General features: G+C 62.0%; 28 protein-coding genes. 14 read left to right on the forward strand and 14 right to left on the reverse strand.

The annotated features are described in order from the left end of the window. Positions 1 to 357: 357 nt before the first annotated feature. Positions 358 to 942: a DUF1214 domain-containing protein gene (locus EN955_RS22770; protein ID WP_013532651.1), complete on the forward strand. Its 585-nt coding sequence runs from the start codon at positions 358 to 360 to the stop codon at positions 940 to 942. Beyond that, entirely contained in the window at positions 935 to 1,504 is a 570-nt protein-coding gene (locus EN955_RS22775) for a DUF1254 domain-containing protein (protein ID WP_032899749.1), read from the forward strand. The genes EN955_RS22770 and EN955_RS22775 overlap by 8 nt, the downstream gene beginning before the upstream one ends. Before the next feature lie 136 nt (positions 1,505 to 1,640). On the opposite strand, the gene EN955_RS22780 is transcribed toward EN955_RS22775, so the two are convergent. After that, positions 1,641 to 1,829, reverse strand: a complete 189-nt coding sequence (locus tag EN955_RS22780) for a hypothetical protein (RefSeq protein WP_013532653.1) — start codon at positions 1,827 to 1,829, stop codon at positions 1,641 to 1,643. A 187-nt stretch (positions 1,830 to 2,016) separates the two neighbouring features. On the opposite strand from EN955_RS22780, the gene EN955_RS22785 reads away from it, so the two are divergent. Further along, positions 2,017 to 3,051: a hypothetical protein gene (locus EN955_RS22785; protein ID WP_164769900.1), complete on the forward strand. Its 1,035-nt coding sequence runs from the start codon at positions 2,017 to 2,019 to the stop codon at positions 3,049 to 3,051. On the opposite strand, the gene EN955_RS22790 is transcribed toward EN955_RS22785, so the two are convergent. From EN955_RS22790 to EN955_RS22800, 3 genes are all read right to left on the reverse strand, one after another. After that, positions 3,029 to 3,376: a DUF1491 family protein gene (locus EN955_RS22790; protein WP_013532655.1), complete on the reverse strand. Its 348-nt coding sequence runs from the start codon at positions 3,374 to 3,376 to the stop codon at positions 3,029 to 3,031. The genes EN955_RS22785 and EN955_RS22790 overlap by 23 nt on opposite strands. 69 nt (positions 3,377 to 3,445) lie before the next feature. After that, positions 3,446 to 4,243, reverse strand: coding sequence for a peptidoglycan-binding protein (locus EN955_RS22795; protein ID WP_013532656.1), 798 nt, complete (start codon positions 4,241 to 4,243; stop codon positions 3,446 to 3,448). After that, the gene (locus EN955_RS22800) at positions 4,218 to 5,951 is read right to left on the reverse strand and encodes an ATP-binding protein (protein ID WP_024505539.1); all 1,734 of its coding nucleotides are present in this window, start codon (positions 5,949 to 5,951) and stop codon (positions 4,218 to 4,220) included. Before EN955_RS22800 ends, EN955_RS22795 begins: the two co-directional genes overlap by 26 nt. 535 nt (positions 5,952 to 6,486) lie before the next feature. Here EN955_RS22800 and EN955_RS22805 point away from each other — a divergent pair. Next, entirely contained in the window at positions 6,487 to 6,840 is a 354-nt protein-coding gene (locus tag EN955_RS22805; protein ID WP_024505540.1) for a DUF5330 domain-containing protein, read from the forward strand. Between the two features lie 100 nt (positions 6,841 to 6,940). After that, on the forward strand, positions 6,941 to 7,369 hold the full coding sequence (locus EN955_RS22810; RefSeq protein ID WP_024505541.1) for a SufE family protein: 429 nt from the start codon (positions 6,941 to 6,943) through the stop codon (positions 7,367 to 7,369). 92 nt (positions 7,370 to 7,461) lie between these two features. On the opposite strand, the gene EN955_RS22815 is transcribed toward EN955_RS22810, so the two are convergent. Beyond that, on the reverse strand, positions 7,462 to 7,887 hold the full coding sequence (locus tag EN955_RS22815; RefSeq protein WP_013532660.1) for a MucR family transcriptional regulator: 426 nt from the start codon (positions 7,885 to 7,887) through the stop codon (positions 7,462 to 7,464). Positions 7,888 to 8,331: 444 nt separating this feature from the next. Then, positions 8,332 to 8,703, reverse strand: coding sequence for an SH3 domain-containing protein (locus EN955_RS22820; protein ID WP_164745941.1), 372 nt, complete (start codon positions 8,701 to 8,703; stop codon positions 8,332 to 8,334). A 177-nt stretch (positions 8,704 to 8,880) separates the two neighbouring features. Here EN955_RS22820 and EN955_RS22825 point away from each other — a divergent pair, with 177 nt between their 5' ends. The 3 genes from EN955_RS22825 (at position 8,881) to EN955_RS22835 (ending at position 12,191) form a co-directional block, all read left to right on the forward strand. Beyond that, positions 8,881 to 11,004, forward strand: coding sequence for a S9 family peptidase (locus EN955_RS22825; protein ID WP_024505542.1), 2,124 nt, complete (start codon positions 8,881 to 8,883; stop codon positions 11,002 to 11,004). Further along, on the forward strand, positions 11,001 to 11,627 hold the full coding sequence (locus EN955_RS22830; RefSeq protein WP_024505543.1) for a LysE family translocator: 627 nt from the start codon (positions 11,001 to 11,003) through the stop codon (positions 11,625 to 11,627). The genes EN955_RS22825 and EN955_RS22830 overlap by 4 nt, the downstream gene beginning before the upstream one ends. A gap of 156 nt (positions 11,628 to 11,783) precedes the next feature. Then, positions 11,784 to 12,191 carry an SET domain-containing protein-lysine N-methyltransferase gene (locus tag EN955_RS22835; RefSeq protein ID WP_013532664.1) on the forward strand — a complete coding sequence of 136 codons (408 nt, stop codon included), beginning with the start codon at positions 11,784 to 11,786 and terminating at the stop codon, positions 12,189 to 12,191. Position 12,192: 1 nt separating this feature from the next. Here EN955_RS22835 and EN955_RS22840 read toward each other — a convergent pair whose 3' ends face one another. The 4 genes from EN955_RS22840 to EN955_RS22855 form a co-directional block, all read right to left on the reverse strand. Continuing rightward, the gene (locus EN955_RS22840; protein WP_024505544.1) at positions 12,193 to 13,140 is read right to left on the reverse strand and encodes a cytochrome c; all 948 of its coding nucleotides are present in this window, start codon (positions 13,138 to 13,140) and stop codon (positions 12,193 to 12,195) included. 9 nt (positions 13,141 to 13,149) lie between these two features. Continuing rightward, positions 13,150 to 13,587, reverse strand: coding sequence for a cytochrome c (locus EN955_RS22845; protein ID WP_024505545.1), 438 nt, complete (start codon positions 13,585 to 13,587; stop codon positions 13,150 to 13,152). A gap of 156 nt (positions 13,588 to 13,743) precedes the next feature. Next, positions 13,744 to 14,343, reverse strand: a complete 600-nt coding sequence (locus EN955_RS22850) for a superoxide dismutase (RefSeq protein ID WP_013532667.1) — start codon at positions 14,341 to 14,343, stop codon at positions 13,744 to 13,746. A 106-nt stretch (positions 14,344 to 14,449) separates the two neighbouring features. Further along, positions 14,450 to 15,328: a branched-chain amino acid aminotransferase gene (locus tag EN955_RS22855; RefSeq protein WP_024505546.1), complete on the reverse strand. Its 879-nt coding sequence runs from the start codon at positions 15,326 to 15,328 to the stop codon at positions 14,450 to 14,452. Positions 15,329 to 15,485: 157 nt separating this feature from the next. Here EN955_RS22855 and EN955_RS22860 point away from each other — a divergent pair, with 157 nt between their 5' ends. Continuing rightward, positions 15,486 to 16,148: a haloacid dehalogenase type II gene (locus EN955_RS22860; protein WP_024505547.1), complete on the forward strand. Its 663-nt coding sequence runs from the start codon at positions 15,486 to 15,488 to the stop codon at positions 16,146 to 16,148. 170 nt (positions 16,149 to 16,318) lie between these two features. Then, on the forward strand, positions 16,319 to 17,143 hold the full coding sequence (locus tag EN955_RS22865) for a L,D-transpeptidase (RefSeq protein WP_013532670.1): 825 nt from the start codon (positions 16,319 to 16,321) through the stop codon (positions 17,141 to 17,143). A gap of 32 nt (positions 17,144 to 17,175) precedes the next feature. Here the strand turns inward: EN955_RS22865 and EN955_RS22870 are convergent, their stop codons facing one another. Beyond that, the gene (locus tag EN955_RS22870; protein WP_013532671.1) at positions 17,176 to 18,723 is read right to left on the reverse strand and encodes a helicase HerA-like C-terminal domain-containing protein; all 1,548 of its coding nucleotides are present in this window, start codon (positions 18,721 to 18,723) and stop codon (positions 17,176 to 17,178) included. Between the two features lie 329 nt (positions 18,724 to 19,052). On the opposite strand from EN955_RS22870, the gene EN955_RS22875 reads away from it, so the two are divergent. From EN955_RS22875 to EN955_RS22885, 3 genes are read left to right on the forward strand one after another with little or no spacing between them, the layout of a single operon-like run. Next, positions 19,053 to 20,495 (forward strand): methylmalonyl-CoA mutase subunit beta, encoded by a 1,443-nt coding sequence (locus tag EN955_RS22875; RefSeq protein ID WP_024505548.1) that lies wholly within the window; start codon positions 19,053 to 19,055, stop codon positions 20,493 to 20,495. After that, on the forward strand, positions 20,492 to 22,615 hold the full coding sequence (scpA, locus tag EN955_RS22880) for a methylmalonyl-CoA mutase (protein ID WP_024505549.1): 2,124 nt from the start codon (positions 20,492 to 20,494) through the stop codon (positions 22,613 to 22,615). The genes EN955_RS22875 and scpA overlap by 4 nt, the downstream gene beginning before the upstream one ends. Positions 22,616 to 22,675: 60 nt before the next feature. Further along, entirely contained in the window at positions 22,676 to 22,900 is a 225-nt protein-coding gene (locus tag EN955_RS22885; RefSeq protein WP_024505550.1) for an AbrB/MazE/SpoVT family DNA-binding domain-containing protein, read from the forward strand. Positions 22,901 to 22,932: 32 nt separating this feature from the next. Here EN955_RS22885 and greA read toward each other — a convergent pair whose 3' ends face one another. Then, a complete protein-coding gene (gene greA / locus EN955_RS22890) occupies positions 22,933 to 23,406 on the reverse strand; it encodes a transcription elongation factor GreA (protein WP_013532674.1) in 474 nt (157 codons plus the stop codon). 121 nt (positions 23,407 to 23,527) lie between these two features. Between greA and EN955_RS22895 the strand changes: the two genes are divergently transcribed. Continuing rightward, a complete protein-coding gene (locus EN955_RS22895; protein ID WP_024505551.1) occupies positions 23,528 to 24,904 on the forward strand; it encodes a TIGR03808 family TAT-translocated repetitive protein in 1,377 nt (458 codons plus the stop codon). Here EN955_RS22895 and EN955_RS22900 read toward each other — a convergent pair. Together EN955_RS22900 and EN955_RS22905 are read right to left on the reverse strand one after the other, a co-directional pair. Further along, positions 24,897 to 25,901, reverse strand: coding sequence for an asparaginase (locus EN955_RS22900; RefSeq protein ID WP_013532676.1), 1,005 nt, complete (start codon positions 25,899 to 25,901; stop codon positions 24,897 to 24,899). The two genes, EN955_RS22895 and EN955_RS22900, sit on opposite strands and share 8 nt — an antisense overlap. 25 nt (positions 25,902 to 25,926) lie before the next feature. Next, a partial coding sequence (locus EN955_RS22905; RefSeq protein WP_127223459.1) for a thiolase domain-containing protein occupies positions 25,927 to 26,687 on the reverse strand: 761 nt, incomplete at its 5' end.

Consider the following 26,687-nt stretch of genomic DNA (forward strand, 5'->3'; position numbering starts at 1 on the left):
GAAAAGGAACGCCCGCCAGGACCCATCACCTTCACCCAAGGCCTCAGACGCTTCAACGCCATCGTCGACGGCTTCGTTCTCGCCTCACAAAAATGAACCCGAAGCAAATGTGTGCGCACGCTAGCCCACAGGGGAGAAGGTGGATCGGCGCGCAGCGCCGAGACGGTTGAGGGGTGCTGGCCGGATCACCGTCCTTGCGAAGCTGGAACACCCCTCATCCGACCGAGCTTCGCTCGGCCACCGTCTCCCGCAGGGGGAGAAGGAAGAGGCGGCTGCAATTCTACATCGGCCCGCTTGCCACAAGGCCCTGCGCCGCGATATCCCCGAGCGGCAACTCTTCGGTGTCCCCGGCCCTTCATGCTCAAAACTGCCTTCCTGACGTTGCTTTCGCTTGCCATAGCCATCATCGGCGGTGGCGGCAGCGTCTGGTATGCGCTGAAAGTCCAGGATGGCGTCGGCGCCATCCGGATCGGTCAATGGACAGCCTTTCCCGATATCGGCACGCCGTCCGCCGATCCTTATTCCAAGGCTCGCGTGGCGCGCGAGGGCGTGCTTGCACTCGGCCGTGCCGAGGGGCTGTCCTTCGTCGCCGAGCGAGACACGGGCGGCGCCGAGCTCAAGCGCGAATGCACCTACACCATCGAGGGCGGATTTCCGACGGCGCGGTTCTGGACGCTCTACGCCGCCGACCAGTCGCTCAGCGTGGTCGAGACTGGCAAATCCCGGCTGGCGGCGCTGCAATCCTACGGGGTGGTGCGCCAGCCCGACAATTCGGTGATCATTTCCGCCGGCCATCACCCGATGCCCGGCAATTGGCTGCTGACAGACGGCTTCGGCAGGATGTATTTCGTGCTGACCTTCTACGACACGCCAATCGCCAGCAGCACGGGCCTGTCGGACGTCTCGCTGCCGCGTATCGTCAAGGTCGGCTGCGATGCGTAGTTTTTATGCGGCGATGCGCAGACTTTTGCATGCCGTCCTGCTCGGCCTGCTCGGCGCCGGCATTGTGCACATCGCCGTGCTGCTTCTGGTGCCTGAATTTTCCGAACGCGACGCCTGGTCGCGGCTGTCAATGGCGTCGGACCTCTACAAGATGACGCGGCTCGATGCCGAGGCCGGTGGCGCGCCCGTGGTGAAATCCGTCGACCCGCTGTTTTATGCGACGGCCTGCCGGTTCGACCTGGGCGAAGGTTTGGTCCGCGTCAAGGCACCTGGACATGTCCCGTTCTGGTCGGTGTCGGTCTATGACCGCAGCGGCCACAACATCTATTCCTTCAACGACCACACAGCGACCGAAGGCGTTCTGGATGCCGTGGTGCTGACGCCGGCGCAGATGATCGACGTGCGCAAGGACCTTCCAGAGGATCTTCAGGGGGCGATCTTCGTCGAAGCGCCGATCGAGGAAGGCATTTTCGTCATCCGTGCCTTCGTCCCCGACAGCAGCTGGAAGCCGATCGTGTCGCGCTTCTTCGAACAGAGTTCCTGTGAGTTGCAGGACTTCTAGAGCGTGTCGCGTCTGAACGGGTTCAGACGACCCGCTTCAGGTCTTTTTTATGCATGTCGTTCTCCCAAAACCGGGGTCACTTTCGGGCGACATGCACTAGACATGATCCCGGACCAAGGTCCGTGGCCGCCGAAACTCAGTGGTGCGGGACCGGCTTCGTCCCTGGCGACCCCGTCTTGTCGGGATCGACCGGCCGCACTTCGCCGGCATGCGACCGCTCATAGCGGATGCCGGGAAAGATGATCACCGCCGCCGGCATTTCGGCGGTTTGCTTTGCTCTGGTGTTTGGTGCCGTACGCGGCACGAAAGACAGTACCATGCCCATGGTTCGCGCATTCCTCTCGGTTTCCCCGGAGCACAACGCAACGCCTCCAAATGTCATTAAGGCCGGCAGAGGGTTAACGGAGCGCTAACGGATCGTCGCTAACTTGATCTTTGTTCTTGGTGCTCGCGAAACCGACATAATCCCGGTCGAGCGCGCCAAGCTTGTGTCGAGTACGGGCGTATCCTTCGTGTCATCTTCGGACTTCAGGCAAATCGCGGCACGAAAAGACTCGGGAAAGGCCGAAAGGCTATTCCGCGCCGCGGTGTCGGCGTTCTGCTCGCTCACCCGCCCCTCACGCCGCGAGATCGGCCAGCTCGAAGACCTGACGCTGCCGCTGTTCAATGACGTGTCCGTCGAATCCCGCCGTTACGTGGCAGCCGCCCTTTCCGAATGCGAATACGCACCCGCCGCCCTGGTGCGCCGTCTTTGCGAGGAACCGGTTGACATTGCCGCGCCGCTGCTCATCCGCTCACGCGCCGTCAGCGACATCGATCTCATCGCCCTGATCGGGCGGCATGGCCTGCCGCATGCGCGTGCCATCGCGCGCCGCAAGGGCTTGAACCCGACCATTGCTGACCTGATCAGGGCCCTCGAGAGGCCAACCCTGGTGCGCGCGCCGGACCCGGATGCGAACGCCGCTGGGGCAGACAAGATCGCGCCAGCGAGCGCGGATCCCGCCTCCGGCGAGCCAGCCCGGGAACAGACACTCGGCATCGCGGCCGAGAATGCACGGCGCAGGCTGCGCTCGATGATGCGCACCGGCGACGAGAAGACAGCGACCGCCGAGCCTTTCAAGGGCGCCGACACCTATATGAAATTGCGCGAGACAGCGCTGACGGGAAACGCCGCGTTCTTCCAGACCGCGCTCGCCGATGCACTCGACATCGATTTCGAGATCGCGCGGTCGCTCACCGCCAACCAGAATTATGCCTCGCTGCTTGTCGCCTTGCGCTCGCTCGACCTCAGCGAAGACAGGGCCTTCCTGGTCACGGTTGCCGTCTATCCCAGCCAGTTCCCGCACCCGCAGGCTATCCGGACTTTCCTCGACCGCTACCGGCTGCTGCATCGCGAGGCGGCCCAGGACAAGATGCGGTCGTGGAGAGCGGAAATCCTTTCAAGGGTGGTTCGCGGCGCAGCACCTGCCAACAGCGATACACGCACCGCTTCGAACAGCGACGATGCGGCGGCTTCTTCCGGCCTCAGGGCGTCTTCACGGAAATAAGCTCCTCGACGGGCACGGCACCGGCCTCGATTTCGACCACCCAGATGTCGGGATCGAATTTTTTCTCCCGTTCCAGCCTGGCTTCGAGCACCGCGGGATCGTCACCAGCTCCGAGCAGAGTGAAAAACCGGTCGTCGGGCTTGGCCGAATCATAGCTTGTCTGCGGCGCCGGCCCGAACAGGGCAACCTCACCCAGCCTGCCCCGCGCCAGCACGAACACAGCGCCGGCCTCGGTCGCGCCACGCTTGACCACGGCGGCAAATCCACCGGCGCCGAAAATCCGGCGCAACAGGGCCGAAACCCACAGATCCGATGTGACGCGCATGAGAGAGCTCCCGAAACTGCCGGTTCTCTATCGATATTTCCGCCGCTCGGCGAGCCGTCGTTTCGGCCGTCAGTTGGTCAGGCCGATCTCGCGCATCTTGACGTAGACGATCTCATCGGGCTCGCCGGTCTGCGGCAGCCCGAACAGCGACTGGAATTCCTTGATCGCCGCCTTCGTGCGCGCGCCGACGACACCATCCAGCTGCATGTCGTCATTGCCGAACGCCTTGAGCCCGGCCTGGATCTTGACGATGCGGGCATCGGGCGCTTGCGTCGCGGCATCCGCCTGCCCGGAATTTGTCTGTCCCGAACCTGTCTGCAAAGACACCGGAACGGCGGCCGGCATATCCGGGCGCGGCTGCGGCCTGGGCACGACGGAAGCTGTCTTCGGCGTCGCGCCCAGTTGATCGAGCAGAAGCGCGTCGATCTCGCCGGACGTGTTGAGCCCGACCTTCTGCTGATAGTCCTGGATGGCCTTGCGGGTGTTGGGTCCGGAAATGCCGTCAACCGTCCCGGAATAGAAATCGAGATCCTTCAATATGCCTTGCACCTGCTCGACAACCGGATCGCCCTTGATCGGTGCCGGCGCGCCGGATGGCCGCACGATGTTGAATGTCGTCTCCGGTTCGTCGGGCGTCGCGTGCGGAAAGCCCGCAATGCTGCGGGTCGCAAAAAATGCGCCGGCATGCGGGAAAGGTTGGTACCACAAGGCATTGGCCGAGACGTAGAACAGCGTCACCAGGAATGCCGTCGAGCCGCCCACCAGGACGGGATTGCGCGAGATCATGCCGCCGACGGCGACAGCGCCGTCCTGAAAGGCATTGCTGCGGCGCTTGACCGCCTTAGCCGGTTTTGCGGAGCGAGCCATCTCTGTCCCCTTTCGCCATCGCCACAGGCATGGTCAGCACGCCGGCTTTCTCCGCCTGATGTCCCTTCGGTCCGTTCACCGGCAGGCTGATGGTCACCGTGGTGCCCTCGCCTGGCATGCTTTCGATGGACATCGTGCCCTCGTGCAGCGCCACCAGGCCCTTGACCAGTGAAAGGCCAAGACCAGTCCCCTCGAAACGGCGCGTATAGTCGTTCTGGATCTGTATGAAGGGCTTGCCGAGATTGGCGAAATCCTCCTCGGCGATGCCGATGCCGGTGTCCCTGACCCAGAAATGCAGGCGCGAACCGATCCGCTTGGCGCCGACGACGACGTCGCCGCCGTCGGGAGTGAACTTGATCGCGTTGGAGACCAGGTTGATGAGCATCTGCTGCACGGCGCGCTGATCGGCATTGATGTCGCCGGCGTCCGGCGCGATCTGCGCCTGCAGATCGATGTTCTTGGCCTGCGCCTGCAGTTGCATCATCGACTGGCACATGTCGACCGCTTCCGCGAACCGGAACGGCTCGGGTTCGGTCGCATAGACGCCCGATTCAATCCTGGACACGTCGAGTATCGAGGTTACGACGGCGAGCAGATGCTGGCCCGAATCCCGTACCAAGCCGACATATTCTTTCTGGCGCGGATCCTTGAAGGCGCCGAACATCTCATGCAGCAGCATATCCGAGAAGCCGATAATGGCATTTAACGGCGTGCGCAGTTCGTGGCTGACCACCGCCAGGAAGCGTCCCTTCGCCACCTCGGCGGACGCGGCCGCCTCATTGGCTGCCGCCAGATCCTCGCGCAACCGGGCGATCTCGTCATTCTGCCTCAGGACGAACGTAAAGACATCACCCTGTTCCTCACCACGCACGAGATCAAGCGAGAACGGCCGGTAATTGTCGGCCGTCAGGCCATTGCCATTCTGAGGCAGCCGGATGCGCAATTCGAGCCGGCGCGACAGTGCGCCGTCGCGCATGTCGGCCATTGCGCTGAGATAGGAAACGCGATCCGACAGATGGACGCGATCGAAGAGGCCGTTTCCGGACAGCAGTTCGGGCGGCAGTTTCAAAAGCGTGCGCGCTTTTGGCGACGCGTCCAGGACCTCGCCATGACGGGCGACGCGCAAGACCACCGCATCGATGATGTCTTCGAGCCGGTCGGCAGTGTCGAGCACATCAGCCGCATCGGCCGTGTTTTGAAATGCCGATGCGCGCGGGATCAGTGTGAGCGTCCAGGCCAACGGCACCAACCAGTGCCACGCCGCGATCTGCGCTCCTGCGAACGGGAATACGGTTCCAGCCAAAGGCTGAGCCAAGATGGCGACAGCGGCCGACACGGCTCCCCACAGTGCCGCGCGCCGCGAAGCGCCGATCCACCAGGCTTCAAAAGGCAGCGCCACGACAAGCATGGCGACAGGCGAACTCAGCCCGCCCGCGGCGGCAATGAGACTGCCGAGAGAAATGCCGGCCAGCACCAGGGCGACCCAACTCGCTATCGCCATCTTGCCGGTCGCCGCCACCAGCAAGGCGACGAACCAGCACAGGCCAAAGGCGGCGAAGATGGCGGCCATGGTGACGGCGACGCCCATGCCTGAAGTAACCAGCGTGACCGCGGCACCGGCGACAAAGAAAGGAGCGGCGAGCATGACGCCGATAAAGCGGCGCTGGCGCTCGCGGTCGCTCCGCCCAAGGATGGACGGATGGACCATACGTTCGCAACCGGCCGAAATCGCGCCAGGCAATTCAACGTATCTGGCCTTGATTGAACTCAACTCAACGCACTCGCACTTGTCGTGGACAGCTCTGCTTTGCAGATGGTTCTGGTTGGCTTTGAAACTCGCATCCAGCGTTTAAGGAATGGATAAGGCAGGGCCGACCAGGGCCCGGCCTGCGGCAAATATCGGGATGCCGGCGGCCGAAAGCACGGACAAATGCAGCCATAGTAAACGGAGAGTTATCCGCCGACGGCACCCATCGGCCGGGCGCACTCGGCACCTGGACTTCCCTATTTCAAGAAAAACGCAGGGAAATCATGGGGATATATGGTTATTTGTTGTTAAGGAAAATTACTCGGATTTGAGACAAATCGATTGCAGAACGGTTCGTTTCGAATTTGCCTAAAATTTGAGGAAAATTCTCTCTTTGCCCGCAAGCCGTCCTTTGCGCCTGTGTGCCAAAATCCTGCCTACAAAAGAGGTCATGCCATATGGATGCATGATCCGGTCACGACGAGAGGGCAAGGGCATGGTCTTCCTCATAAGAATGGCTTTCTGGTTTTCGCTGGTGCTGCTGGCGCTGCCATTGAGTGTCGGCCCCGATGAAGCGGGGCATGAAAGCGTCGGACCGATCCAGGCCTTGTTTGCGGCACGCGAAGCGGTTGGCGATATCGCCGGCATTTGCGAACGCAAACCCGATGTCTGCGAGACCGGCAAGTCGGCGATGCACACCATTACCGCCCGCGCCAAGGAGACCGCCAAGATCGCGGCAGCGATGATGGACGACAAGTCCGCCGCCGGCCCCGACACGTCGACGATGACCGGCAGCCTGCCCGAAGGAATCGTCTTGCCCGAGACCGTCAACCTGCCGCCTCAGAATTAAGCCGTTTCGACGGCGCACCGCGGGCTGTCTGCCCTCTCGACGCCCGCGGTGTCCTTGTTTTTTCCGTGACGCGGAGCCGCCGCGTGACTATATCCCAGACATGACCACCACGATCCAGACGATCCGCGACGACTTCTCGTTCCTCGAGGAATGGGAAGACCGCTATCGTTATGTCATCGAACTCGGCGAGGCGCTGCCGCCGTTTCCGGACGAGCAGCGCAGCCCCGCCAACAAGGTGCCGGGATGCGTCAGCCAGGTCTGGCTGACCACCGAACGCGGAGCTGGAGCCGATCCTGTCATCACCTTCACCGGCGATTCGGACGCTCATATCGTGCGTGGGCTGGTCGCGATCATGCTGGCGCTGTTTTCCGGCAGGACCGCCAGCGAAATCCAGAAGACCGATGCGGAAGCGACATTGAAAGAACTCGGCCTCGACGAACATCTGTCGCCGCAGCGCGCCAACGGCCTTCGCTCGATGGTCACGCGCATCAAGCGCGACGCCGAGGCAGCGCTCAAGCAGACCGCCTGACGCTTCCCGACCCGATCCGCGCGTCGCGGCTCGCAAAAATCAAACGGCGCCTGAAGGCGCCGTTGATGTCGATCCGATCTGGCTGGCAGCAATTACCGCGCTTTGCGCTTGCGGCCGAGACCCATCTTCTTGGCGAGCTGGGACCGGGCAGCTGCATAGTTGGGTGCAACCATCGGATAGGTCGGGTCGAGGTTCCACTTTTCGCGATACTGGTCCGGCGTCAGGTCATAGTGGGTCATCAGGTGGCGCTTCAGCGACTTGAACTTCTTGCCGTCTTCAAGGCAGACGATGTAGTCGTCATGAACCGACCGCTTCGGGTTGACCGCCGGCTTCTGCTTGTCGGCAGGCGGCTGTTCGGCGGTTCCGCCCACACGCCCGAGTGCGGCATGGACATCGGATATCAGGTTCGGCAGTTCGCCGACCGGCACGGGATTGTTGCTGACATAGGCGGCCACCACATCGGCGGTCAATTCGATCAGCGCATCGCTGTTTCTGGAAGGTGTTTCGACAATATCCATGGTCTTCGGTCCCCAACAAGAGTTACATCGATCTGCGCCCTTTTTTACAAGCAGGGCATCGCACGAATTTTGTGCAGGTAGAGTTTCTACGATTCGTGTCGCGGGCACATCAATGAGCGTGCAGACCAAGTAAGTCAATTCGCCCCTCGCGCTATATTGAACGATATTGATCAAATGTTCCGCGATCAGCTTCAATCTTTCGTGCATTGTGTAATTTATCGATATTTCGCGTTCCCGTCGGCGGCGGCTGACGCAACGTCAGATCGCCGTTACATTCGTGGCAACTCACGAAACGGGTTTTAATGTTTGATCTTGCTTGGCTATCGCTCGAGAAATATTGGTTGTTCGCATTTGTCCACAAAACCACAGGTTGCCGTGGTCATATACGAGCAATCAGGCGACATGCCAGTCATCCGACCGATCGGCTGATTGCTGCCGCGTCAATCAATGCGGGATGATGTATTTGCCATAGGCCCAGCCGGTGACGAAATTGCCGTTCTGGACCGGATCATGCCAGACTTCGCACCAGCGATAGCGAATCTTTTGTGCCTGCTTCCATGCCGGCTGGTTGGCGATGTCGAGCAGGTTTATTCCGCCGGTGCATCGCCCGGTCATCTGCAGAACGGTACCGTTCGGATATCCCGCCTGCTTTTGGGATGTGCCCGAAGGGTATTTGCGTACATTGAGCGTGTCGCCGAACGGGACATTGGCCACTTGCCAAGCCGCGAATACGGTCGCATGAGACTGGCCGGCAAAGCCCAGAGTTAGCGAAGCAACGGCGAAAGCCGCAGCAGTCCGAGACCAAATAGTCATCATCTCTCCTCCCGGCTCATCTCCTGGAGCCGACACAACCCATACGCTCCGGCTCTTGAACCTGCCCTGATCGGCGTGTTCATTTGCCATTCAAGATATTTCTCCATTCGAGATGGCCCTTCAAGATACTGGCCCATTGAAGATACTGGCCCATTGAAGATACTGGCAAAGCGAGATGCAATGACCAAGACATCCATATTTCCGATCGTCAGCCCGCCAACGCCCGAGAAGCGGCCGGTTTCCGACACGCATCACGGCATCACGCGAACCGACGACTATGCCTGGCTACGGGCCGACAACTGGCAGGAGATGTTCCGCGACCCGTCATTGCTCGATGCGGGGATCCGCGCAGAACTCGAGGCGGAGAATGCTTACCAGTCGAAGCTGATGGCCGACACGGTCGAACTGCAAAAGCAGCTTTTCAAGGAGATGAAGGGCCGTATCAAGGAAGACGATTCTTCCGTGCCGATGAAGGATGGGCCCTATGCCTACGGCTCGTCCTTTAAACTTGGTGGCGAGCAGCCGCGCTATTTCCGCATGTCGCGCGACGGCGGCGCCGAGCATATCCTGCTCGATGGCGACGCGGAGGCCGCGGGCAAGGCCTATTTCCGTCTTGGCGGTGTCGACCATTCGGCCGACCACGCCAAGCTGCTATGGGCATTCGACGACAAGGGCTCCGAATTCTACACGCTTCGCGTGCGCGACCTTGCCGATGGCAAGGAGCTTGCCGACCAGATCCCCGACACCGGCGGTTCAGGCGTCTGGAACGCAGGCAATGACGGCTTCTTCTACACGCGTCTCGATCCCAACCATCGCCCGTCCAAGGTACTGTTCCATGCGCTGGGCGACAGCCCGGACAGCGACCGGCTGATCTATGAGGAAACCGATCCCGGCTTCTTCATGAATGTCGACGGCACCCGCAACAACGAATGGATCATGATCGGCATCAACGATCACGAGACTTCGGAATACCGCCTGATGCGCGCCGACGATCCGTTTGCCGAACCGAAACTGGTGTCGCCGCGCGAGGTTGGCCTTCAATACGAGCTGGAAGAAGGCGGCGATATCTTCTTCATCCTGACCAATGCCGACGGCGCCAAGGACTTCAAGATCATGACGGCGCCGGCGAGCGATCCCGTGCGCGCCAACTGGCAGGAACTGGTGCCGCACGAGCCCGGCCGGCTGATCCTGTCGGTGATCGGCTTCAGGGACCACATGGTCCGGCTCGAACGCAAGGAAGGCCTGCCGCGCATTGTGGTGCGCGACCGTATCAGCGGCGAGGAGCATCTTCTGTCCCTCGACGAGGAGGCCTTCTCGCTCGGCCTGTCGGGTTCCTATGAGTACGACACCGAGATCATGCGCTTTTCCTACTCGTCGATGACGACGCCCGCGCAGGTATTCGACTATAACATGCGCACCCGCGAGCGGGTGCTGCTGAAGACCCAGGAAGTGCCGTCCGGCCATGATGCGGACCATTATGTCACGCGGCGGCTGATGGCGCCGGCCAGCGATGGCGAACTGGTGCCGATCTCGCTTTTGCATCATCGCGACACGCCGCTGGACGGATCCGCACCTTGCCTGCTTTACGGCTACGGCTCCTATGGCATCACCGTGCCGGCCGCCTTCAACACCAACTGGTTCTCGCTGGTCGACCGCGGCTTTGTCTTCGCCATTGCTCACGTTCGCGGCGGCAAGGACAAGGGCTATGGCTGGTACGATGACGGCAAGCGGGAGAACAAGATGAACACGTTCACCGATTTCATCGCCGTCGCGCGCCATCTGGTCACGGAGCGTTACACGGCGCATGACCGTATCGTCGCGCAAGGCGGTTCGGCCGGCGGCATGCTGATGGGTGCCGTCGCCAACATGGCGCCGGATTGTTTTGGCGGCGTCGTCGCCGAGGTTCCCTTCGTCGATGTGCTCACCACCATGCTCGATGCGACCCTGCCACTGACGCCGCCGGAATGGCCCGAATGGGGCAACCCAATCGCGTCCGCCGACGACTATCGGACGATCGCTGCCTATTCGCCCTATGACAATGTCTCTGATCACGACTATCCGCCGATCCTGGCGCTGGCCGGTCTCACCGATCCGCGCGTCACCTATTGGGAACCGGCCAAATGGGTGGCCCGGCTGCGCGACCGCAAGAGCGGCGACAATCCGGTTCTGTTCAAGATCAACATGGATTCCGGCCATGCCGGCGCTTCCGGCCGGTTTTCGCGGCTGGAAGAGATCGCCTACACCTATTCCTTCGCGCTGAAAGTGATGGGCAAGGCGCAGCTTACGGGAGCAACCAACAAATGATCGACCTGACCACTCTGATCGCCTACATCGCGGTCGTGCTCGGCTTCGTCTTCATTCCAGGCCCCGCCACCCTGCTGACGATCGCCCGGGCAACGAGTTCCGGAACCAAGGTCGGCATCGCGACGGGCGCCGGGATCGCTGCCGGCGACGTCTTTCATACCGTCATGGCCATGATCGGCATCTCGGCGATCATCGCCGCGTCGGCGACGCTGTTCAGCGTCATCAAGTACATCGGCGCGGCCTACCTGGTTTATCTCGGCATTCGCGCGATCATCGAGAAAACACCGGCCAACCCGGCGGCCGGTGCGCTCGCGATCTCCGCCGGCAAGGCGTTTCGACAGGCTGTCCTGACCGAAGTGCTCAACCCCAAGACCGCTCTGTTCTTCCTCGCTTTTCTGCCTCAGTTCGTGCGGCCTGAAAACGGATCGGTGATGCTTCAGATGACCGCGTTGGGGGTCATCTTCGTCATACTGGGCCTTTTCAGCACGGTCGTCTTTGCCGTGAGCGCTGGCCGGCTCGGCACGTTCCTGCGCCGAAATCCGTCGGTGTTACGATTGCAGGGCAAAGTTGTCGGCGGCATCTACTGCGCTCTGGGCGTCCGTCTGGCGCTGCAGCAACGCTGACTCTGGACGATAATCGACGCACCCTTTCCAGAGGGCTGGGTGTCAGGACTTTTTGAAGCTCCCGTCGCTCATTTTCACTCGCAATTGCGACGACCGCGCGCTACCCAGTGCGCGGCTTTTCCGGCCTGACAGCCTCCAATCGCGTAAAGGTTCATTATGCTGCTCGTCGACGTCTATCTCGACAAATCACCCATCCAGGGAATCGGCGTCTTTGCCAAGAACCACATTCCTCGCGGTACTCTGATCTGGAAGTTAGACCCAAGGTTCGATCGGCTCATCGAGGTCGAGACTTATGAGCGGGCGGCCGGCCCGGTGAAGAGCTATCTCGACCGCTACTCCTATCCTGACCGCCGCGATCCGAACTACATCGTCTTCGAAGCCGACGACGCGCGCTACATGAACCATGCCGACGAGCCTAATTGCGACGTCTCCTCACCCGAGGAGAGTTTTGCGCTGCGCGACATCGCGCCTGGCGAAGAGTTGACCTGCAACTACAACCATTTCTTCGAAACGGGCTTCGATTTTCTCGGTGACCGCCACCTGTCATCCGCAGACTCGATCTAGACTAGTTCGCCCTCTTGCGGGCCGGATAGCCGTTTGGATGCGCGGGTATCGCCTTGAGATAGGCGGCGATGGCAGCACGGTCCTGCGGCGCCAGCTCGGCCATGTTTCGCTGCACGTCGACCATGGCGCCGCCGACGGAATCAAAATCGGGCGTGAAGCCGGTTTCGAGGTAGTTGACGATGTCGGCTTCCGACCAATCGCCTATACCGCCCTCGCCCGATGTGATGTTCGGCACGACGCCGCTGCCTTCGGCAGCCACCGCACCGGCCAGCCACACGTTCTTTTTCGTACCACCTGCGAGGTCGCGCGGCGTGTGGCATTCGCCGCAATGGCCCGGCCCCTCGACCAGATAGCGGCCGGCCATGACCGGATCGGGCGTGCCAGCGGGAAATGGAACGACCGGCTGGTCGCTAAGATAGAGCAATTTCCACAGGCCGATGCCGCGACGAATGTTGAAGGGAAAACCGAGCGAATTTGCAGGCGCCTTGCCAGCGACGGCCGGCAGCGTCTTGAGGAAGGCATAGAGATCGCCAATGTCGGCCGGATTCATGCGCGCGTAGGACGCATAGGGAAACGCCGGATAGAAGTGTCGGCCCGAAGGCGACACGCCCTTCAGCATGGCATTGGCGAGGTCCTCGACCGACCATGCGCCGATGCCGTCCTTGGCGTCTTGCGAAATGTTGGGCGGCACGAAGGTTCCGAAGGGCGTCTTGAGCTCGAGACCGCCCACGAGTTGAAGCCGCGCATCGCCCTGTGAGCCCGGCTTTGCATGGCAGGATGTACAACCGCCGGCATAAAAAATGCGCTTGCCCCTGGCTGCGTCGCCAGGACCGAGCTTGGCCAGGGTCTCCCTGTCGAGCCTCACCGGCGCCGACCCGACCCACCCGGCAACCGCGCCGACGCCGCCGAGGATGACGATGGCACCGACGAGTTTCTTTAGCCAGGGCATCGCCCGCTATCAGCCTTTTTTCACCCGGTAGGTCTGGTGGCAGGTGCCGCAATCGGAGCCGATGGCGCCGAATTGCGCCTTCAACGCATCGACGTCGGCAGGAGCGGCAGCGGCCGCTGCCTTGACGTCGGCGACATATTTGGCGTTGGTGGCCTTGAAGCCGGCCATGTCTTCCCAGATCTTCGGCGACGCAGTGGTGTCGCCGGTGTCGCTGCCGGCCGGGAACAGTGCATCGGCATCGAATTTTTCCGCATTCGCCTGCAACGCCTGAAGTTGCGTCAGCACGGCCGCCGCATCAAAGGGCTCCTCGCCCTTGACCACTTTCGACAGGCCGCCGACGATCTTTCCACGCTCCTTCATTAGTGCCTGCCGGTCGAGGATCGGGTCGGCAAAGGCCGCCGAAGCCGCGAGTGCGAGCATAGAGATGGCGATAACAAGCTTTCTCATTCAATTGGCTCCATGATGAAGGCATTTCGGGACAGGACGTCAACGGATGCTACAGAGGGAAAATTCCCTTCCCCCTGATGATTTTTGCCGGACCTTTGCTCTTGCGGGACGCAGAAAAGAAAAGCCCCGGGTGATACCGGGGCTTCTGGAAATCGATCACTTCGCCTTTTCGTACAATTCCAGGACATGGTCCCAGTTGATCAGGCTGTCGACGAACGCCTCGAGATATTTCGGCCGGGCGTTGCGGTAGTCGATGTAGTAGGAGTGCTCCCAGACATCGACGCCGAGGATCGGCGACGCGCCATGGACGAGCGGGTTTTCGCCGTTCGGTGTCTTGGAGATCGCCAGCTTGCCATCCTTGACCGAGACCCAGGCCCAGCCGGAGCCGAACTGTGTCGTGCCAGCGGCAATGAAATCAGCCTTGAACTTGTCGTAACCGCCGAGATCGCTATCGACTGCCTTCTGCAACGCGCCCGGCAGCTTGTTGCCGCCGCCGCCTTTCTTCATCCACTTCCAGAAATGGATGTGGTTGTAATGCTGGGCGGCATTGTTGAAGAGGCCGGCATTCTTGCCGAACGACTGCTTGACCACCTCTTCGACCGACAGATCGCCCAAGCCGGCCTCGGCGGCGAGTTTGTTGCCGTTATCGACATACGCCTTGTGGTGCTTGTCGTGGTGATATTCCAGCGTCTCTTTCGACATGTAAGGCTGCAAGGCCTCATAGTCGTAAGGCAGAGCGGGCAATTCAAAGGCCATGGATAGTACTCCCTCGTGGAAAAATCCGGTGTCGATACCGGAGTAAGATAGGTCTGGAATGGGTTGGGACAACTCCGGATGAAGCGTCGATCGCCTTTTTATCCGCTCAAACAGCAGAAGTCGAATGCGCCCAATCCCAATAGAGTTCGCGCGCTTTTTTGGCCACCGGCCCGGGTTGCAGATTGCGATCCTCGATGCGCGTGATCGGCACCACCTTGGAATGGTTCCCGGTCGAAAAAATTTCGTCTGCTTCGAGGAAATCGCGCACCGACAGCGTCTTTTCCGTGGTCCTGAAGCCATATTCGCCGAGCAGCGCTATCGTGCGCGAGCGGGTGATGCCGGATAGGAAGGTGCCGTTCGGCGCAGGCGTAAAGACGTGGCCATCCTTGACCAGGAAGATGTTCGAGGTTCCGGTCTCGGCGACGTTGCCCAGCATATCGAGCACCATTGCGTTGTCGAAGCCGCGCATCTTGGCTTCAAGAATGGCCCTACCGTTGTTGGGGTAAAGGCAGCCGGCCTTGGCGTTGGTCGGCATGGTTTCAATGGTCGGACGCCGGAACGGCGACACGGTCACCGAAAAGCCAGTCGCCGGAATCATCGGTGATTCATAGAGGCAAAGGCAAAAGCGCGTCGAGGCGGGATCGGCCGGCACGCCCATATAGCCGCCATGCTCGGCCCAGTACATCGGCCTGATATAGACCGCCGTCTTGCCGTCGAACTTCTTCAACCCATCCCATGTCAGCCCGACGATCTTGTCGGCGCTCATGTTCGGCTTCAGGCCGAGCGCAATCGCCGAGGAATTCACCCTGGCTGCGTGGAAGTCGAGATCCGGCGCCACGCCTTCGAACCAGCGGCCGCCGTCAAAAACGCTGGTGCCGAGCCACATGGCGTGACTGCGCGGCCCCAGAATGGCGACGTTGCCTTCGTGCCAATCACCATCGACGAAAGTCCATGTCGTGGATTGCGCCGCAGCCGCCAGTGTCATCATCTCGTCCCGTCTCAATCGGTCTCGTGTGACAGCCATTGGAAGATGCTTTGGCGGGCGCCGTCAACCGGCATCATGGAGTTTTGTTGAGGCCAGTGCCGGGGCGCAATGCAATCAAAGCTTGCACCTTGTCGCGCCTGCCCTCAAAACTGCTGTCATGCAATACGCCGCCTATGTCTTCGACGCCTATGGCACGCTGTTCGACGTGCATGCCGCCGTGCGCCGTCATGCCGACCGGATCGGGCCGGACGGCCAATTGTTGTCCGAGATCTGGCGCGCCAAACAGCTCGAATATTCCTGGGTGCGCACGCTGATGGGCGCCTATGCCGATTTCTGGCAACTGACCGAACAGGCGCTCGATTTCGCCTTGCGCAAGGTTCCCTCGGCCGACCCCGGTCTCAAGGCGATATTGCTGGATGCCTATTGGCGGCTCGATTGCTATCCGGAAGTGCCGGCCGTGCTCAAGGCGCTCAAGGCTTCGGGAGCGAGGCTGGCGATCCTGTCCAACGGCTCGCCCGAAATGCTGCAGGCGGCGGTCAAATCCGCCGCGCTCGACCAGGTTCTGGACGATATCTATTCCGTCGATACGGTGCGGCGCTTCAAGACCGATCCGGCGGTCTACGACATGGTCGCCACCGGCTGGCGCCTCTACCCCGGCGCGGTTTCCTTCCAGTCGTCCAATCGCTGGGACATTGCAGGCGCCACCAAATTCGGCTTTCGCACGGTGTGGATCAACCGCTCCAACCAGCCCGAAGAATACCGGGACTTCCCACCGGCCCTGATCCTGCCGTCGCTCGAAGCCCTTGTGCCCGGCAGCTAAGAGACCTGTGTCTCTGGCGCCACAGTAGCAGCCTGGTCACAGCTTCGCCTTTCTTTGCCCACGTTCGGGCCAGAATCGGAACCGCCTATCGCCCCAGGTGTTGTCAGGCACCCGCGTAACTGTCGGCGAATTCACGCTTTGTTGCGATTTGAGACTTAAAGAAGGCAACCATGTCCATAACCGAAATCGAATCTTTTCGCCTGAGCCGTCGCGGCTTTCTCAATGCCGCAGCCCTGGGCGCCGCTTCGATCGCGGTTTCCGCATGCGCCACCACCGGGCCGGGTCCGGTCGAGCCGCCGCCACCAACCTATGTCGAGCCGCCTCTGGCCGATTATGTGACGATGTATGCAGCAGTCAGCGACGGCGGCTTCGATTTGCCGGCCATCCCAGTCGACAAGATCGATCCGCAATTCCTGCGTCAGATCGTTCCCGACCCGACGGGACAGAAGCCGGGAACCATAGTCGTCGATACGACCGGCCACTTCCTTTATCTGGTTCGTCCAGGCGGTCAGGCGATACGCTACGGTGTCGGCCTTGGCCGCGCCGGCTTCGAATGGTCCGGCGACGCCGTCGTTCAGTGGAAGCAGAAATGGCCAAAATGGACGCCGCCGGACGAAATGATAGCCCGCCAGCCGGAACTGAAACCCTACAGCGCCGACAATGGCGGCATGCCCGGCGGCCTGAAGAACCCGCTCGGTGCACGCGCGCTCTATCTGTTCCAGGGCAATGTCGACACGCTCTACCGTCTGCACGGCTCGCCGGAGTGGCGCTCGATCGGCAAGTCGGTGTCGTCAGGCTGCGTGCGTCTGATGAACCAGGACATTATCGACCTCTATGATCGCGTGCCCTCGAAGACGCCGGTCATCGTGACCAGCGACGCCAGCCAACCCATGGTGGCGACGGCCAACCGACAGGCGATCCCGATCGATGCCGGCGTGCCGGACGGTTCGGTGCTGCTTGGACCGGTCAAGGCGATCACGAATTCGATTTTCTGAGCTGACTAGGCAGCGGCGCCCGCTGCCTCCAGTCACCGTCCGCGCGACAAGCTCCCCAGAATGCCGCGCACGATTGCCCGACCGACCGAGGAGCCGACCGAGCGCACCACCGACTTGATCGCCGCCTCTGCGACCGTCTGGCGGTTGGACGGGCGCGGTGCAGATGTGCGCCTGCCACCGGATTGCGGCGCGGGATCGTCATTGCCGAAGCCCGGAATGGTCCAGCGCGAGCCGCCGCTGCCGGCCTGCTGGGCCTGCTCTTCGGCATCCTGCGCGTCCTTGGCCTTTTTCTGCAGCATTTCGAAAGCCGATTCGCGATCGACGGCCTGATCGTACTGGCCGGCGACCGGGCTTTCTTGGATCAGCTTTTGCCGCTCAGCGGCCGTTATGGGCCCAAGCCGCGAGGATGGCGGGCGGATCAGTGTCCGCTGCACCATGGACGGAACACCCTTGGCTTCCAACGTCGAGACCAGCGCCTCGCCAGTGGCAAGCTGTGTAATGGCGGTCATGCAGTCGAAATCGGGATTTGGCCGGAACGTTTCGGCCGCCGTCCGGACTGCCTGCTGCTCGCGCGGTGTATAGGCGCGCAGCGCGTGCTGGACGCGATTGCCGAGCTGGGCCAGGACTTTTTCAGGGATATCCAAAGGGTTCTGGGTGACGAAATAGACGCCGACGCCTTTCGAGCGGATCAGTCGGACGACCTGTTCGACGCGATCGATGAGCACCTTGGGTGCTTCGTCGAACAGAAGATGGGCCTCGTCGAAGAAGAACACCAGCTTCGGCTTGTCGGGGTCGCCGACTTCCGGCAGCACCTCGAACAGCTCCGACATCAGCCATAGCAGGAAGGTCGCGTAGAGCCGCGGATTCATCATCAGCTTGTCGGCGGCAAGCACGCTGATGGCGCCGCGTCCGTCGCGGGTGGTGCGCATGATATCGGCGATACGCAGTGCCGGTTCGCCGAAGAAGTTTGCGGCCCCCTGCTGTTCGAGGACCAGCAGCGTGCGCTGGATAGCCCCGACCGATGGCTTCGTCACGTTGCCATAGCGCGAGCCGATCTCGTCGGCGCGCTCGGCGATGTTGGCGAGCAGCGCCTGCAGATCCTTCATGTCGAGCAGCAGCAAGCCTTCCTCGTCCGCCAGGCGGAAGGCGATGTTCATGATGCCTTCCTGCGCCTCGGTCAGGTTCATCAGGCGCGACAGCAACAACGGCCCCATTTCCGAGACCGTGGCGCGGATCGGATGACCCTGCTCGCCGAACAAGTCCCAGAAGATAACGGGAAATTCCTGGAAGTCATACGGATCGAGCTTGACCTGTTCGGCCCGCTTGACGAGGAAATCCTGTGCCGTGCCCATCATCGCGATGCCCGACAGATCACCCTTGATGTCCGCGCAGAACACCGGCACGCCGGCGTTGGAAAATCCTTCGGCCAGGATCTGCAAGGTGACGGTCTTGCCGGTGCCGGTGGCGCCGGTCACCAGGCCGTGACGATTCCCATATCGCAGCAACAACTGCTCGGCACGCTGATAGCTGTCGTCGGGCTTTCGGCTGGCGCCGATGAAAATACTGGTCTCGTCAGCCATATGTCCGGTCTCCGCAAACTGATGTGTCTAAAGCCAGTGGCCTTGCCGCAGGTATAGTGAGGCCATTGCACAGCGACAATGCCATTCGTCCAAATCGGGGCCATTCGTCCAAATCCGGGCCATTCGCCCAAATCGGCCCCATTCGTTCAGATCGGGTTTTTGGAGCTTGCGGATTTTGCCGCTGTTTGGCAATCGTCGTCCACGCGGACTGACCTATATCTGATGGATCGAATCCGGTCTCTGAAAGCGCATTGCATTGCGATATCGGACCGGGGACCGTAGACTGAACCGCTCCCGGCTGGTGCGGCCGCATGAAACGAGGAGGACGGATGGGCGCCGGAGCCTTGATCCAGGACGTGGAACCCGAGAACGCCGAGCGTCAGCGATGGCTCGCCTTGGCGGAAAAGGCATTGGCAGGCGCTTCCTTCGAGGAAAAGCTGGTCTCGCACAGCGATGACAACATCCGTATCGAACCGCTCTACGACCGCAGCACCGCGGCGGAACCGATCGTGCGTACAAACCCGAAATCGCCATGGATCGTCAGCCAGCGCATCGACGATCCGGACATCGACCGTGCCAGAAGCCAAGCGCTGGAGGATGTTGCACAGGGTGCCACGGGATTGTCGCTGGTCTTCGAAGGGGCGCCCAACGCGTTCGGCTACGGCTTGCCGAGAACGGCGGAGGCGCTGGAGGCGGTGCTGGACGGCATACCGCTCAACCGCATCCAGGTTCGCATCGACGCCCATCCCTGGAGCCGCGCCGTGGCCGACTGGCTGGTCGCGTTCCTGAGCAAGCGGCGATCGGACCCGGCAAAGCTCAACCTCTCCTTCGGCATCGATCCAGCGGCGATCTTCGCGGGAACCGGTCGGCTGCGCATGTCGATCGAGGCGCTGCAGGCCTCTATGCCACAGTCGCTGGCGCACTTCTTCGCGATGGGCGTTCCGGGCGTGCTGCTGGAAGCTGACGGGCGCGTGTTCCACAATGCCGGCGCGACGGAAGCGCAGGAACTTGGCATCATGCTGGCTTCGGCTGTCTCCTATCTCAGAATGTTCGAGACGGCGCGGCAGCCGCTTGTCTATGCCGCACCGCATATCGGTTTTGCGCTCAGCGTCGACCAGGACCAGTTGCTGTCGACGGCCAAGATGCGAGCATTGCGCAGACTATGGGCGCGGGTGCAGGAGGCTTGTTCGATCCCGACATCCACCGCCAATATCCATGCCGAGACGTCGTTTCGCATGATGACGGCGATGGATCCGGAGACCAACATCCTGCGCACCACCATTGCATGCTTTGCCGCGGCGTGCGGCGGCGCCGATTCGATCTCCATCCTGCCGCACACGATCGCGCATGGTCTGCCGGCGGGTTTTGCCCGTCGTGTTGCCCGCAACACGCAGCTGATCATGGCCAATGAAAGCCATATCGATCATGTCACCGATCCCGCCTATGGTTCCGGCGCCGTCGAGGCTTTGACCGCGGAGTTGTGCGAGTTGGCCTGGGCGGAATTGCAGACGATCGAAGCCGAGGGCGGTGTCCTGTCCAGCCTTCAGGACGGACGCATCCAGAAGCGCGTCCACGCAGCTGCGGAGCAGCGCAATGCAGCCTACCGCACAGGCCAACGGGCCATCATCGGCACCACGCTCTATCCATCGAAAGACGAACGTCCGGTCGAGACGCTGGCGGCGGAACGGCGGCCGGCCTTCACCGAAGGCGTTGCCGTCTGCGAGGCGCTGTTTCCAGTCCGCATCGACCAATCGATCGGAGCCGGCTCTTGATCCCGGACTTCGGCCAGATCGGCTGGGTCCCGCCACGCCGCGCTCCCGTCGAGGTCAAAGGCCAGCGGACCACGCCGGAAGGGCTCGTCGCCAAGCATCTGTACAATCAAAGCGACCTCAAGGGGTTGCCGCATCTCGACACCTATCCCGGCCTGCCGCCCTTCGTGCGCGGCCCCTACCCGACCATGTATGTCCAGCAGCCCTGGACCATCCGGCAATATGCCGGCTTCTCGACGGCCGAAGAATCCAACGCCTTTTACCGGCGCAACCTTGCCGCTGGCCAGAAGGGCCTGTCGGTCGCCTTCGATCTCGCCACGCATCGCGGCTATGACAGCGATCATCCGCGCGTTGCCGGCGATGTCGGCATGGCTGGCGTCGCCATCGATTCCATTCTCGACATGCGGCAGCTCTTCGACGGCATTCCGCTCGGCGAGATGACGGTATCGATGACGATGAACGGCGCGGTGCTGCCGATCATGGCGCTCTACATTGTCGCGGCGGAAGAACAGGGCGTTGCGCAGAAAGATCTCGCCGGCACCATTCAGAACGACATTCTGAAGGAGTTCATGGTCCGCAACACCTACATCTATCCGCCGAAACCCTCGATGCGGATCGTGTCGGACATCTTCTCGTACACATCGAAGAACATGCCGAAGTTCAATTCGATCTCGATCTCCGGCTATCACATGCAGGAGGCCGGCGCGACGGCCGACCTTGAACTCGCCTATACGATCGCCGATGGCATCGAGTATGCCCGCGCCGGCGTCGCGGCGGGCCTCGACATTGACCGCTTTGCGCCGCGCCTGTCCTTCTTCTGGGCCATCGGCATGAATTTCTTCATGGAAGTCGCCAAGCTGCGGGCCGCGCGCCTGTTGTGGGCGACCCTGATGCAGAAGAATTTTTCGCCCAAGGACGAGCGCTCGTTGTCGCTGCGCACCCATTGCCAGACTTCTGGCTGGTCGCTGACGGCGCAGGATCCCTACAACAACATTGTCCGCACCATGATCGAGGCAATGGCTGCAACGCAGGGCCACACCCAATCGCTGCACACCAATTCCTTCGACGAGGCGATGGCGCTGCCGACCGACCATTCGGCGCGGATCGCCCGCAACACCCAGCTCATCCTGCAAAAGGAATCCGGCACCACGCGCATCATCGACCCGTGGGGCGGTTCGGCCTATCTTGAACGGCTGACGCATGATCTGGCGGCGCGCGCGCTTGCCCATATCGAGGAGGTCGAGGCGCTCGGCGGCATGGCGGCGGCGACCGAACAGGGCATTCCCAAGCTGCGCATCGAGGAAGCTGCCGCGCGCACGCAGGCGCGGATCGATTCCGGCGAGCAGATGCTGGTCGGCGTCAACGCCCATCGGCCCGAGACCGACATCGAGGTCGACGTGCTGAAGATCGACAATGCCGAGGTCAGGGCCCGGCAATTGTCGAAGCTGCAACGGCTGAAGGGCACGCGCGACGTCGCCGCCGTCGAAAGCGCACTCGATGCGCTGACCCGTGCCGCGCAAGGCACTGAAAACCTGCTGGAATTCGCCATCCGAGCCGCGCGCGCCAATGCAACGGTCGGCGAGATTTCATTCGCGTTGGAAAGAGCCTTTGGGCGCCACGTCGCTACGGTGCAGACCATTTCCGGCATCTATCGCAAGGCGCTTGGCGATCATCCCGTGGTCGACGGGCTGCAGGACAAGCTTGACGCCTTCGAGAAGAAGGCCGGCGGCAAGCCGCGCATTCTCGTCGCCAAGATGGGCCAGGACGGCCACGACCGTGGCCAGAAGGTCATCGCTACGGCCTTCGCCGATCTCGGCTTCGACGTCACCGTCGGCGCTATGTTCCAGACACCGGATGAGATCGCCAGGCTGGCGGTCGCACAGGACGTCCACATCGTCGGCGCCTCGTCGCTGGCGGCGGGACATCTGACGCTGATCCCCGAACTGCGCGACGCGCTTAAAAAGCTCGGCCGCGGCGACATGCTGATCGTCGCCGGCGGCGTCATCCCACCGCAGGACTATGACGCGGTGCGGCAAGCCGGCGCTGCCGAGATCTTCCCGCCGGGCACAGTCATCCCAGAGGCAGCGGATCGCCTGCTGGACCGCCTCCTGGCCACGGACTAGGACTGCTGTATCTCTGAAAAGGTTGTGCTAGACTGACACTGCAATCAAGGTGCGGTAACCGTGAAGACGACCATCCACAAGCTCGACGACGGATCAGATGCCCTGATCTTGCCACGGGAAATGCTGGACAGCTTGAATCTGCAATCGGGCGATCAGCTCCAGATCATCGAAACTGATCACGGCATCATTTTAAGACCGGTGGCCGACAGGTTCGAACGGCAGATGAAGGCCGCGCGCGAGGTCATGGACAAATATCAGGTCGGGCTTCAGAAACTCGCCAAATGACCCGCCAATCAGTGCGGCGGATTTGAGACGTCCTAGCTCTCGGAGAGCTTGACGATTTCCCATTCCTTGCCGTTGACGCTGGCCAAGTCGCCGATCTTCTTGCCGAACAGGGCGACAGCCATTGGCGAAACATGCGAAATGCTGCCCTTGGTGGGATCAGCCTCGTCCTCGCCGACGATCTTCCAATGCACCTTCTTGCCGTCATCGCTCTCGATCGTGACGCCCATGCCGAAGCGCACAACGTCACTGCCCGGCTCCGGCACCGAGAGTTCGGCGCTTTCGCGCCGGGCGGTCCAGTAACGCAGATCGCGCGACACGACCGCTATGCGCTCGCGGTCGGCTTTGCGTTCGGCCTTCGCCAGTATGTCGCGCAGATCGGCCAGATTTTCCTCGATCTGCGCCAGGCCGCGTTCCGTCACCAGATTGCGATGCTGGCTGACCGGCCGCTCACCGACACCGGCGATGGCATTTTCGCTGTCTTCCTCGCGGGTGAAAGCTCTGCTCATTTCCTGAACTTAGGCCCGCAGAGGCTGCTCGACAAGCCATTGTCGTTTCCGTCCCGAGGAGAGGCAAACCGTCTGGCACGATTCCTGCGACGCCAAGGTTGAACGCTGGGATTTTGTGCCGATGTTGAACAGACGAACGCTGCTGACTGGAACCGCCGGCTTTGCCGTCATGGGCCTTGCGCTCGGCAAGGCGGTAGCCGCAAGCTTGAGCGGCATCGAGAAAGCCTCGATGCGCGGCTCGATCAATGCCACCGAACTCGGCGTGCAGCCCGGCACATCAGACGATCAGAGCAAGGCCTTCGCCAAACTGCTGCGTGACGCAAACAGCCGCGACATGCCGGTGTTCCTGCCGCCCGGCACCTATGTCGTCTCCAATCTTTCGCTGCCCGGCCGCGTACGTCTTTCCGGCGTGCCGGGCGCGACGCGCATCGTTTACGGCGGTGACGGCCACCTGTTCATGGCCGAACAGGCCGACCATATCGAACTGAGCGGGCTGGTCTTCGATGGTTCGAACCGCGCGATGGGCGACTACACGCAAGGGCTGCTCGATCTGCGCCGTGTCGCGCACCTCGCCATCGACAATTGCCAGATCACCGGCAGCGGCAAGAACGGGCTGGCGCTGGAACACGCGATCGGCCGGATCGAGCGCTGTGAGATATTGGGCGCCGCCGATGCCGGCATCTATTCGGTCGAAGCCGGCGGGCTGGCCATCACGGGCAACACCGTTTCCGACTGCGCCAATGGCGGCATCCTCGTACACCGCTGGCAGGTGGCCGAAGACGGCACCATGGTCACCGGCAACCGCGTCCAAGGGATCCAGGCACGCAGCGGCGGAACCGGGCAGAACGGCAACGGCATCAATGCCTTTCGCGCCGGCAATGTCGTCATCTCGGGCAACATCGTCTCGGACTGCGCCTTCTCGGCCATCCGCGCCAACAGCGCCAGCAACCTGCAGATATCGGGCAACACCTGCTCGCGCTCTGGCGAAACGGCGATCTATTCCGAGTTCTCGTTCGAAGGCGCCATCATCAGCAACAACATCGTCGACGGCGCCGCCAACGGCATCTCGATCGTCAATTTCAACGAAGGCGGCCGCATGGGCGTCTGTTCCGGCAACATCGTGCGCAATCTGTCGACCAGCGGCCCCTACCCCGCCGACTCGCCGGGATTTGGCGTCGGCATCGGCGTTGAGGCCGACACCACCGTTTCCAACAATGTCATCGAGAACGCGCCACTCTATGGCATGCAGATCGGCTGGGGCCCGTACCTGCGCAATGTCGTCGCCACCGGCAACATCATCCGCAAGGCAGGAACCGGGATCGTCGTATCCGTGGTCGAGGGCGCCGGTACGGCCGTCATTTCAGACAATGTCATCGACGGCGCGCTGAACGGTGCGGTTGTCGGCCAGCGCTGGGCGGAGCCCGCGACAGGCGATCTCGCCTCGTCAAACGGTAGCGGCTACGCGCATCTGACCGTCGAGCGCAATCACGTCACTTGAGAGTTGCCGTCGGCCTCAGCGCTCCGACTTTGGCACCGTTGCGATTTTCGATGGGCGTGTTTGCCAATTCGAGCAGCTTCGCCGCCAAGGCCTCGTCGGCACGCAACAGTTTGGCAAGGACCGCGGCAACCATGGCTTCGCCGGCGCGGCCGGCGCCATCATCGCATTTGAGTGCGATGCCGAGGCCAAGTTCCGGAATTGCGGCACAATGGACGCCTTCGGCGCCGCCCTTCGTGAAAATCCGCCCTGGTGCGGCCTCCATCAACGCGACGTCTTCGCGGCCGCTGCCGGAAACGAAGAAGGGCTCGGCCATGCAGGCGGAAAGCAGCCGCTTTGCAGCCTTGGCTCGCTCTGGGCCAAAACCTGATGTCGTGGCCATGCGGGCAAAGCCGAGCGCGAAGCTCCTGAGCGGCACCGCATAGGTCGGGATCGAACAGCCGTCGATGGCACGCTGGTCCTCACCATGGACAGCGCCCGTCACCGACTGCATGGCGTCGCGCACCATGTCCTGCAGGCCGTGTCCCGGCTTGACATAGCCGCGATGCGCAATGCCGGCGTGGACGCAGGTGCAGAGGAAGCCGGAATGTTTGCCGGAACAATTGTTGTGCAAGGCGTTCGGCGAGCCGCCGGCGCGGGCGAGCGCAATCTCGGCGTCATGATTGGACGGCCAATGCGTGCCGCATTCGAGCGCCGATCCGTCCAGCCCAGCCTTGGCCAGCATGGATCGCGCAAGGTCGACATGTGCCGGCTCGCCCGAGTGGGAGGCGCAGGCGAGCGCCAGTTCGCGGTTGCCGAAACCATAGGCATCCGCCGCCCCGCTTTCGACCAACGGCAAGGCCTGGATCGCCTTGACCGCCGAGCGCGGAAACACCGGCTTGGCCGTATCGCCGATCTCCCACACGGGCTTGCCGTCGCCATCGAAGACCGCAACTGAGCCGCGATGCGCGCTCTCGACGATCGCGCCGCGCAAGACTTCGATCAGAACCGGATTTGTCATGTCACCTCCCGCAAATGCGGGCGGTTTATCTGATCCGGTCGAGAATGGAAACGTAGTTGGCGACCGTCGCACCGCCCATATTGAAGATGCCGCCCAGTTTTGCGCCCGGCACCTGGATGCCGCCGGCCTCACCGACAAGCTGCATGGCGGTCAAGACATGCATGGACACGCCAGTGGCGCCGATCGGATGGCCTTTGGCCTTCAGCCCGCCGGATGGATTGACCGGCAGGCGACCATCCTTGGCCGTTGTGCCGTCCAACGCCAGCTTCGCCCCCTCTCCCGGCTTGGCAAGGCCCATCGCCTCGTACTCGATCAGTTCGGCAATGGTGAAGCAGTCATGCGTCTCGACGAAGGACAGATCGTCGAGCGTCACGCCGGCCGATTTCAGCGCCCGGTTCCAGGCCTGCTCGCAGCCTTCGAAGGTCAGAATGTCGCGCTTCGACATCGGCAGGAAATCCTGCACATGTTCGTTGGCGCGGAAGGCAACGGCACGGCGCATCTTCAGCGCCGTGGCGGTGTCGGCAAGGATAAGGGCGGCGGCGCCGTCGGAGACCAGCGAGCAGTCGGTGCGCTTCAGAGGACCGGCAACGAAGGGGTTCTTCTCGCTCTCCTGGCGGCAGAACTCATAGCCGAAATCCTTGCGCATCTGCGCATAGGGATTGTCGACGCCGTTCTTGTGGTTCTTGGCGGCAATCATGGCCAGCGCATCCGACTGATTGCCATAACGCTGGAAATAGGCCTGCGCGATCTTGCCGAAGACGCCGGGGCCGGAGATCGGCAAAAACC

It is taken from the genome of Mesorhizobium sp. M7A.F.Ca.CA.001.04.2.1, from assembly GCF_003998485.1.
Classification (GTDB): domain Bacteria; phylum Pseudomonadota; class Alphaproteobacteria; order Rhizobiales; family Rhizobiaceae; genus Mesorhizobium; species Mesorhizobium ciceri.

Coding starts and splice junctions, on each gene's coding strand:
- EN955_RS22770 (WP_013532651.1), top strand. CDS start 358: ATGCTCAAAACTGCCTTCCTGACGTTGCTTTCGCTTGCCATAGCCATC.
- EN955_RS22775 (WP_032899749.1), top strand. CDS start 935: ATGCGTAGTTTTTATGCGGCGATGCGCAGACTTTTGCATGCCGTCCTG.
- EN955_RS22780 (WP_013532653.1), bottom strand. CDS start 1,829: ATGGGCATGGTACTGTCTTTCGTGCCGCGTACGGCACCAAACACCAGA.
- EN955_RS22790 (WP_013532655.1), bottom strand. CDS start 3,376: ATGCGCGTCACATCGGATCTGTGGGTTTCGGCCCTGTTGCGCCGGATT.
- EN955_RS22795 (WP_013532656.1), bottom strand. CDS start 4,243: ATGGCTCGCTCCGCAAAACCGGCTAAGGCGGTCAAGCGCCGCAGCAAT.
- EN955_RS22800 (WP_024505539.1), bottom strand. CDS start 5,951: ATGGTCCATCCGTCCATCCTTGGGCGGAGCGACCGCGAGCGCCAGCGC.
- EN955_RS22805 (WP_024505540.1), top strand. CDS start 6,487: ATGGTCTTCCTCATAAGAATGGCTTTCTGGTTTTCGCTGGTGCTGCTG.
- EN955_RS22810 (WP_024505541.1), top strand. CDS start 6,941: ATGACCACCACGATCCAGACGATCCGCGACGACTTCTCGTTCCTCGAG.
- EN955_RS22815 (WP_013532660.1), bottom strand. CDS start 7,887: ATGGATATTGTCGAAACACCTTCCAGAAACAGCGATGCGCTGATCGAA.
- EN955_RS22820 (WP_164745941.1), bottom strand. CDS start 8,703: ATGATGACTATTTGGTCTCGGACTGCTGCGGCTTTCGCCGTTGCTTCG.
- EN955_RS22825 (WP_024505542.1), top strand. CDS start 8,881: ATGACCAAGACATCCATATTTCCGATCGTCAGCCCGCCAACGCCCGAG.
- EN955_RS22830 (WP_024505543.1), top strand. CDS start 11,001: ATGATCGACCTGACCACTCTGATCGCCTACATCGCGGTCGTGCTCGGC.
- EN955_RS22835 (WP_013532664.1), top strand. CDS start 11,784: ATGCTGCTCGTCGACGTCTATCTCGACAAATCACCCATCCAGGGAATC.
- EN955_RS22840 (WP_024505544.1), bottom strand. CDS start 13,140: ATGCCCTGGCTAAAGAAACTCGTCGGTGCCATCGTCATCCTCGGCGGC.
- EN955_RS22845 (WP_024505545.1), bottom strand. CDS start 13,587: ATGAGAAAGCTTGTTATCGCCATCTCTATGCTCGCACTCGCGGCTTCG.
- EN955_RS22850 (WP_013532667.1), bottom strand. CDS start 14,343: ATGGCCTTTGAATTGCCCGCTCTGCCTTACGACTATGAGGCCTTGCAG.
- EN955_RS22855 (WP_024505546.1), bottom strand. CDS start 15,328: ATGACACTGGCGGCTGCGGCGCAATCCACGACATGGACTTTCGTCGAT.
- EN955_RS22860 (WP_024505547.1), top strand. CDS start 15,486: ATGCAATACGCCGCCTATGTCTTCGACGCCTATGGCACGCTGTTCGAC.
- EN955_RS22865 (WP_013532670.1), top strand. CDS start 16,319: ATGTCCATAACCGAAATCGAATCTTTTCGCCTGAGCCGTCGCGGCTTT.
- EN955_RS22870 (WP_013532671.1), bottom strand. CDS start 18,723: ATGGCTGACGAGACCAGTATTTTCATCGGCGCCAGCCGAAAGCCCGAC.
- EN955_RS22875 (WP_024505548.1), top strand. CDS start 19,053: ATGGGCGCCGGAGCCTTGATCCAGGACGTGGAACCCGAGAACGCCGAG.
- greA (WP_013532674.1), bottom strand. CDS start 23,406: ATGAGCAGAGCTTTCACCCGCGAGGAAGACAGCGAAAATGCCATCGCC.
- EN955_RS22895 (WP_024505551.1), top strand. CDS start 23,528: ATGTTGAACAGACGAACGCTGCTGACTGGAACCGCCGGCTTTGCCGTC.
- EN955_RS22900 (WP_013532676.1), bottom strand. CDS start 25,901: ATGACAAATCCGGTTCTGATCGAAGTCTTGCGCGGCGCGATCGTCGAG.